The sequence below is a fragment of the Solibacillus merdavium genome (genome assembly GCF_014836935.1).
In the GTDB taxonomy this organism is placed as follows: Bacteria; Bacillota; Bacilli; order Bacillales_A; family Planococcaceae; genus Solibacillus; species Solibacillus ferritrahens.
In genome coordinates, this window is the sequence record NZ_JACSPW010000034.1 from 1 (window position 1) to 8,507 (window position 8,507).

6 protein-coding genes are annotated in these 8,507 nt (G+C 37.0%); 1 reads left to right on the forward strand and 5 read right to left on the reverse strand.

What is annotated here, in order from left to right; translation table 11 throughout:
* Positions 1 to 103: 103 nt before the first annotated feature.
* From H9632_RS18490 to H9632_RS18510, 5 genes are all read right to left on the reverse strand, one after another.
* A complete protein-coding gene (locus tag H9632_RS18490; protein ID WP_191705530.1) occupies positions 104 to 1,120 on the reverse strand; it encodes an inorganic phosphate transporter in 1,017 nt (338 codons plus the stop codon).
* Between the two features lie 17 nt (positions 1,121 to 1,137).
* The gene (locus H9632_RS18495; RefSeq protein WP_191705531.1) at positions 1,138 to 1,758 is read right to left on the reverse strand and encodes a DUF47 domain-containing protein; all 621 of its coding nucleotides are present in this window, start codon (positions 1,756 to 1,758) and stop codon (positions 1,138 to 1,140) included.
* A gap of 379 nt (positions 1,759 to 2,137) precedes the next feature.
* Positions 2,138 to 2,959, reverse strand: a complete 822-nt coding sequence (locus H9632_RS18500) for an MBL fold metallo-hydrolase (RefSeq protein WP_191705532.1) — start codon at positions 2,957 to 2,959, stop codon at positions 2,138 to 2,140.
* 146 nt (positions 2,960 to 3,105) lie between these two features.
* A complete protein-coding gene (locus tag H9632_RS18505) occupies positions 3,106 to 3,909 on the reverse strand; it encodes a sulfurtransferase (RefSeq protein ID WP_191705533.1) in 804 nt (267 codons plus the stop codon).
* A 13-nt stretch (positions 3,910 to 3,922) separates the two neighbouring features.
* A complete protein-coding gene (locus H9632_RS18510; RefSeq protein WP_191705534.1) occupies positions 3,923 to 7,534 on the reverse strand; it encodes a dynamin family protein in 3,612 nt (1,203 codons plus the stop codon).
* Positions 7,535 to 7,829: 295 nt separating this feature from the next.
* On the opposite strand from H9632_RS18510, the gene H9632_RS18515 reads away from it, so the two are divergent.
* Positions 7,830 to 8,360, forward strand: coding sequence for a PadR family transcriptional regulator (locus tag H9632_RS18515; protein ID WP_191705535.1), 531 nt, complete (start codon positions 7,830 to 7,832; stop codon positions 8,358 to 8,360).
* The last annotated feature ends 147 nt before the right edge of the window (positions 8,361 to 8,507 follow it).

The window sequence follows — 8,507 nt, forward strand, 5'->3', positions numbered from 1 at the left end:
AAAATCGAATGAAAAATGCCTCTTTTGTGTTGAAAAACGAAAACGTTCTAAAAAAACGAAGGTTTTTCAGTGCCCTCCAATCATTTGAGCGCCGTTTTTTATATTAGAATAGTAGACTAAATAATAAATAGAATATACTAGCCATTAATGCTGAAATCGGTAAAGTGATGAACCAAGTAATGACGATTTTTCGCGCCATCCCCCATTTAACTCCTTTTACACGCTGTGCTGCACCGACACCCATAATAGCAGATGAAATAACATGTGTTGTCGATACTGGCAATGCGATAACTGTCGCACCAAAAATAATCGATGCAGAAGTTAAGTCTGCCGCAACACCGTTTACTGGACGGATTTTCATGATTTTGCCGCCTACTGTTTTTATAATCTTGTATCCACCAACAGACGTTCCTAGACCCATCGCCAATGCGCAGGCAAAACGTACCCAGTCTTGTACTTCATCTGTCGATTGCCAGTTTGCTGCGATTAAAGCCATTGTAATAATACCCATCGCTTTTTGCGCATCGTTTGTACCGTGTGTAAACGATTGTAAAGCTGCCGTACCGATTTGTGTTAACCGGAATGCTTTCGTTGTACTATATAACGGTGAACGTTTGAATATAAATTTGAAAAGCTTCATCACGATAAAACCTACAGTTAAAGCTAAAATTGGTGAAATAATTAATGCCTGTAAAATTTTAAAGAAACCTTCATAGTTTAAAATATCCATTCCGGCTGAGGCTACTGCTGCCCCTGCAATTGAGCCGATTAATGTATGTGAAGAACTTGATGGTATACCAAAATACCAAGTTAACAAGTTCCAAGTAATCGCCGAGCTTAACGCCGCCAAAATAACAACAGATCCAGTCACATCACCTTCGAATGCATTTAACGAGAAGGGATCAACAATTCCAGATGCAACTGCTTTTGCAACTCCCACAAAAGTCATCGCACCAACGAAGTTCATTACTGCAGCCATTAGAACAGCTACTCGCGGCTTTAACGCACGCGTTGAAACAGATGTCGCAATCGCATTTGCTGTATCATGGAATCCATTAATAAAATCAAATGCTAACGCAAAAATAACAACGAGTACGGTAATGATTAATAACGTTTCCATAGTCTACTCCTTTTTAATTATGCATTACGCATAATAATCGTTTCAATTGTATTCGCTACATTTTGGCAATAGTCGGCAATTTCTTCTAATTGCTCATACAAATCTTTAAAAATAATTAAGCGAATTGGATCTTTTTCAACTTGGAATAGTTCTGTAATAGATTTACGGAAAATCTCATCACATTCGCGCTCATAATCTTTTATTAAAATGGCATGTTGACGCATACCAATTAAATCTTTTTTATTTAATAATTCCATTGCCTTTACTGCTTCATCAGATGATTTCGCGATAAAGTCAACAAAGTCTCTCATATACTGATTCACTTCTGTAAATGCATACATTTCAAAGTGGGCAATTGTATTTTCAATACCATCTAAAATATCATCTAATTTAATTGCCAATGCTAAAATATCTTCACGTTCAATTGGTGTCATAAAGGACTCATTTAATTTCACGATCAAATCGTGAATTAATTTATCACCAGCTGTTTCATAAGACTTCATTTTAATTTGTATTTGTTTTAAGTCCGATACTGTAGAAATTGTTGATTCTTTTGCATAGTTGGCACCGTTTTGTACATTTTTTGCAATATTTAATAATCCTTCAAAAAATGGATCTGGTTTTTTTGAGCTGAACATGGAATAAAATCCCCCTAAAATGAAGTATGTAAATTAAAACCTAGGTTATCATACCACCTATTTTTCAATTTCTTCAACATTAATTTATGTTATTTACAAAACCTTTACAATCTAATAATAAATATTTCTTATAATCTTGCTTCAAAATAGCGAAATATATAACTAAATATTCAGAAACCTCTAAAATCCTCTTGTAATTCGGCGTTTGTTCGACAGATAGGAGAGAAAATTATATATTCTTCCCTTTGATACAGCTTTTAAACCATTTATATTGTTAAGCGATTGTAAATTTAATATTACAAAACAAATGTAATATTAATAAGTATTTTTCTATTAAACAACAGTAAAAAACTGCCTAGTAAGTTTTTCTACTAAACAGTTACTTGTTGTATATTTTATTTTTTAATACGGATGTTACGATATGTGCCGCATCCCATTCACCCAATGATAATTTTGTAACTGGATATTTTTTATCAAAAAGCTGGTTCGTTATTTCAGGAGACGTCATGCCTGCATCCGCCATCTGTTCTATTTTGCCACTAAGTTCTTTTAAAAAATCAAGTTTTTGCAGTAAAGCTTCCTTTCCATTCTTTATATACCCCGCATGGTTGCAGTACATTTCCTGGAAATCGTGTGAAATGGCAAGTTCCAAAGAGCTGATAATTTGTGGAACATTTTCTTCACGCAGCACGACTTTTGTTTTTGGTGTCACAAACAAATCCCCCGTAAAGAGCTGCCCTGTCTCTTCATTTAGAAAAGCCAAATGGTCATTTGTATGTCCAGGAGTCGGGATTACTTTCCAGCGGCCTGTCCTTGACGAGAAATGATTTTCCAAAGGCAGTGCTTCAAATGGTTTTCTCGTCCCCCAAAATAGCTTTCTATATAAAGGATAGTTTGCTTTGGATGCGCATTCCGCTATTCTAGTATCATTCATAAATATAGGTAAATTGTATTCAGTCTGTAAAAAGTGCGCCCCACCGGTATGATCTTCATGATAATGAGTCAACATCACCTGATCGACATCCATCATACTAAAAAATGTTTTAAATTCCTCAAGGAGTGATGCTGCACCAGTATCTATTAAAACACCATCAAACTCAAAGCAATATACATTCAAACGGACAGATTGGAATTTCACAAAGCCATTAATCATTTTCACTCCAGATTTTTCGCTTATTTCCGACTTTTTCTTAAATAGCACAGCGATTCACTCCTTTACTCTATATTTTTCTACAATATTACTTTAACATAATCCTTGGGAATTTACCCCATAATTTAGCTAATACATAAATCAAAAGCCGTTATGCAAGAATTTCACATAACGGCTCACTTTTATTTTCAGCTTAATTATTTGGACGTTGCAACAGGATGATGTTTTACCCAGTCGCTGTACCCTGCCATATAAATTTGGACATTTTCATACCCAGCTTCTTTTAAAACTGAGTAAATTGGTGTTGCTGTGACACCAGAACCACAGTAAACGACAATATTCTCTTCCTTTGATACTTTGTCTAGAAGTGAAGAAGTAATGACTAAGTTTGAACCATCACGTAGCTGCTCCCAGTCGTAATTTTGGGCGGTCGGAATATGTCCGGCTACTTTGTCCAACGGCTCGATTTCGCCATTATAGCGGACTGCTGAACGCGCATCCAATAAAGTAGCTTTTGTTTTTCCTTCGACAATATTTACAATATCCTGGCGCTTCAGTAAAATCTCATCATTCCATTGAAGCTGCAATTCACTCTTTTGAAATGTCGGCACTTCAGTCGTTATAGGAAAACCTACATCTATAAAAGCCTGGAAGCCACCATTGACAACATAAGCATGCTTAAATCCTGCATAGTTTAAAATCCACCATGCCCGTGTAGCATATGGTGCTGCACCTTGGTCATATACATAAATCGCATCATTAAGATGTAGTCCATGCTTTTCAAATAGTTCCTGAAGCTGCTCTTTTTCTGGTAGCGGGTGGCGTCCTTCTCCTTTTGCTAAATCGGATAAGTCTGTATTTAAATCCCAAAATACAGCACCTTCAACATGCCCTTCCTCATACAGAGCTTTTCCTAATTCTACATTTGCCATATCAAATCTTGCATCGATTAGACGGCCTGTCGGTTCGATTTTATCGGCAGTTACAAAAACATTCGTCATAAAAAGATCCTCCTTATGCTTGAAGTTGTGCGAAGATATCTTTCCAAACAGCTAAGTGGCTTTCTTCCTGCAACAATAGGCGCTCAGTTTCAACTTGCTCAATTGCCTGTTCAATCATGTGTTGACGTAGCCCTTCCGCTTCAATTGCTATAAAGCCTGCTGCCCATTCGAGAATCTTAGCTTTTTCCAATTCTAAATAACTTTGGGCATTTGGTTTTGTTAATTTTTCCAATGCATCGCGTAATTGCTCTTTTTCATTTTTTTCAAAGAAGGCCTTCACATTTTTAAAGTGTGATTTTACCCCTTCATAAGGAGTCGTTTCAGCAAACGGTCCTGTGAATTCCAATAACTGCGGTTCTTTTGATTCATAGCCTAAAAATGCAAAGCTTGGATTTAACTCCTTAAGCTCTCGGGCTTCATCTTTAAATTGTGCCTTCATCTTCTTCTCAACAAATTGTGCTAATCGGAAATTCGTTACACGCATTTCCTGTGCGAAGTCAAAGCTTAATGCTTGAAGTACTTCTTTCAATGCCGTCTGTAATGCTTGCTGTGGCGGCATTTGTGCAAAGGTAGACGGATTATAGCTTTCACGGAAGAAATCAGGATAACGATAGTACACACGCTGTAATACGTAGTATAGTAACTCATCCAGTTCCTGCTTCATTTCACTTTCCAGCATAGCTGTTTGGGTTGTTTGATATTTTGAACGTACAAGCTTTTCCAAATGTGCAAGCTCTTCTAATCGTTCATCTTTACGCTTTAGGTTTTCTTCCGTTTGCGTAATTAAATCATGGAGTCGCGCCTCGGTTTTTTCCACTTCTTCCTGCAGCGCCTGTACCGCAATGCCCATTAGCTCATCATTCAGGAAATGATGGAATGCGTCTTCAAATGGTGCCATACCTGACTGAAGATCATTCTGGTTTTCCTTTTCCTTCAGCGCAAGCAAACTTGATACCCCATAAAGTCTTGGGAAACGAATGCCGAATCGTTGAAGCTCTGAACGAACATAACTCTTCACTTCTTCCTCTTCATCCATTGTAGAGGCTAAATCAATTGCATTTACGATAAAGAACATTTTATCTAATTCAAATGCGTCTTTCACACGGCCTAATTGAATTAAAAATTCGCGGTCCGCTTTTGCAAATGCATGGTTATAGTATGTGATGAATAGTATAGCATCAGCATTTCGAATATAATCGAACGCTACTCCTGTATGGCGTGCGTTAATAGAGTCCGCACCAGGTGTATCTACTAATGTTACGCCCATACGAGTAAGCGGTGAATCAAAGTAAAAATCGATATTATCGACAAAGCAAGAACGGTTTTCCTGCGCAACATACTTCTCAAAATCATGGCGATTAACACGCAAAGTCGTACCGAGCTTCGGCACAAACGATTCATAGCCCTCTGAAAAGGCGCGGATAAACGATTTATGGACATTTAATCGCTCATCGGATAATTTAACAGCCAATCCTTCTGCTGCACGGTCATAAGCTTCTTTCAGCGAATTTACTTGCAACCCAATTGCTGCATAAGAGCCTTTAATATCTTCTAATAGCTGCGCTACATTTTTCAGATGAACATCGGCTGTCTCGTGTGGATGTTCAGGCGACACAGGGCGAATTTTATTAATCGCTGCCGTCGTTGGGTTAGGTGATACCGGCAGAACGCGTTCACCCATTAAAGCATTGGAAAAGCTTGATTTACCTGCACTGAATGCACCGAATAAAGCAATTGTAAAATCACGCTTTTGCAAACGCTCTACTTTTTTCGTTAAGAAGCTAGAAACTTCCTTAAAGCCTTGAACATCCTTAATAATGTTGGCAGTCTTTAAGGCTTTTTCAATAACAGCATCCACGTTTAAGCCTGTCTCTATTTTTTCCAGTACATGCTCGTCCTCAAGCTGTTTATCTTGTGCAGTCATTTGCAACATCGACTCTTTAAATGGTCGAATATCTTTCAATGCTTGCTCATGCTCACGTTTCCATTTTTCCAGATGGATTTTCGATTCCGCACGAATTTCGTTTGATACTTGCTTCATTAATGTATTGCTGAATGCTTCGAACTTCTCAATTTGTAATATATGCTGAAGCGCTTGTACTTTTTCGGACATCGCATTGATCTTTAACTTTACCGGTGCTGCTGCTTCTCTCGCCACTTGCTCCAATGTCTCTTTTTGCTCAAGCTTCCAAGCATCTGTTGTTTGGATAAAGTAGCGTTTTGTCGCCTCGGATACACGGTTCGCAAAGTTTAATACTGCATCCCCTGTAATTACACCGCTTTTTTGCACTTGCTCTTCAATAATCGAAAACGGGAAATTAAATTCCTTCTGATCAATTCCTGCTGCACGCTCATCATTTAATGCACCAACATCTTTCAACGCTTGCTTCATCAATGCTTTCAAATGACCAGTAATCTGAGATTGAACGACGTGGTTAAAGCTCGCATAAGCCTCTTCTTGGCGGCGCACTTTCTCTTCTGCTGTTTTCTTTTTCGCGGTAAACAGTCCACCTACTTTAAAGTCCTCTTGTTGACTTTCCAGATAGGCACGTAATTTTTCACGTACATCTGCCGGCATAATCGCAGCATTTGTAAGTAGTTCTTTTCGTTTTTCATCGAACTGCTTATCAAATACATCAAATGAGAATAGTTCAGTTTGACGAGTTAATTTTTCATATTGCTCTAAAATATCATCACGGTGCTGCCAGTCATCCTCTGATACGACTTCTGCATAGGTTTCAAAGCGATCCTGCTTTTCTTCTTTTAAATATGATTCATGCTCATGCTGTAGTTTTTTTAATGTGTTTTCAGCTGTTAAAACTAATTGCTCCTGCCAGTCATTCATCGAATCCATGACAATTTTCTTCACTTGATCAAAGTCATTGTTCGGTAACTCTTTTTCGCGTAATGATGTGAAGAAAATATTTTTCGGGTATACACCCCATGCTGCAAATGAGTTATGCACCGATTGCTTGAAATCTTCAAATGATAATTCCGCTTCACGGTGTTTATCAATTTGATTGACGATTAAATATACATTCGGATTATATTTCATTAACTGCTTTGTAAATTGGAAATTGAGCTCTGATTGCACATGGTTGTAGTCCATTGTATAAAACACCATATCCGCTATATGCAGTGCCGATTCTGTACTCATTGCATGCGCATCATCCGTCGAGTCAACACCTGGAGTATCCATAACGGTAACGCCTTCAGGTAAACTTGACGTACTATGTCCAATTTCGATTTGCGATACTAATTCGCCATTTTTACTTAGTTCTTTCACTTGTTTAATATCATAGCCTGCTTCAAACTTTACCGGCTTTTCATTGTGCAAATAAAGAATAGCAAAATCCTCATCCGATTTATGCACTTTTACAATGTTCGCACTTGTTGGTATTGGACTTGTCGCTAAAATGTTTTCACCCGAAAGTGCATTAATCATGCTTGATTTACCAGCAGAAAAGTGACCGGCAAAACCGATGACAAACTCCTTCTGTAAGAGCTTGCGTGCAAAAAGATGCAGCTTTTCAATTCGTTCTGTATCTTCATTTTCTTTATAGATTATGTATTGTAATGCCGATTGCTGTAACAATCCTTGAATTTTCTCGTCAAACAACGTCATATTCTTACCCCTTTATTTCTTATTACCTCTAATTTGTCACCATTCTATAGTACCATGCTTAGTCAATAAAATCGGCTAATTTTTTTTAAAAATTATCGTAAATAGTGCGCTTCTTATGCAATTTAGCCAATTTCAGACGCTTTTTTCTAAAAATTACTATTTCCGAATAATTGCATTGTATAAGTAATTCATCTCATATAAATTAAAATCCTTCCACACTCCATATTTTTATTGACTTCCGTAATTTACTCAAAGTAAAATACTCAACATAAAGTATTATTATGGAGGGTTTATTTTGACTCAGCTTCTAGTTTTGGGTGCATTAAATATGCAGCCATTGTCTGGTTACGATATACAAACTATGTTACAAGAGAACGAAGCAGAAAGATGGTCGGGCGTACTTGTAGGATCAATTTATCACGCGCTAAAAAAATTGGAACAAAATAGCTATATAGAACTGGATCATATTGAACATAGTGGCAATCGCCAAAAATCTATTTATAAAATTACTGATTTAGGAAGAGCGCATTTAAAAGAGCTTGTTTACAACTCTATTGTTTCTTCTAATGTACCCTATCCCCTCTCTTTATACGCTGGTTTATCTATGATTGATCAATTAGAAAATGACCGAGCAATAGAAGCGTTACAGCATCAACTGAAAATGCTTGAAAATGAACTCCTTATAGTCGAAAGCGGTTTATCAATAAAGGAACAACATTTACCAAAAGGGTTTTCACCAATGATGTCTATTGTAGCTAAAAACATGGTGGATATTTTAGAACAGCAAATTAACTTTGTGAAGGATTTATTAAATAATTATAAATAAAATTTAATTGTTCCTCTTATTAAAAGAGGAACAAAAAAATACCCATATACTCAATGTTGAGTATATTAACCTTAAGGAGCATTCCTGTTAGAAAGATTTTCGGGGACTTGAAAACAAAAAAGCCCTCTTGTATGATGCTTGAGTGTC

Coding starts and splice junctions, on each gene's coding strand:
- H9632_RS18495 (WP_191705531.1), bottom strand. CDS start 1,758: ATGTTCAGCTCAAAAAAACCAGATCCATTTTTTGAAGGATTATTAAAT.
- H9632_RS18505 (WP_191705533.1), bottom strand. CDS start 3,909: ATGACGAATGTTTTTGTAACTGCCGATAAAATCGAACCGACAGGCCGT.
- H9632_RS18510 (WP_191705534.1), bottom strand. CDS start 7,534: ATGACGTTGTTTGACGAGAAAATTCAAGGATTGTTACAGCAATCGGCA.
- H9632_RS18490 (WP_191705530.1), bottom strand. CDS start 1,120: ATGGAAACGTTATTAATCATTACCGTACTCGTTGTTATTTTTGCGTTA.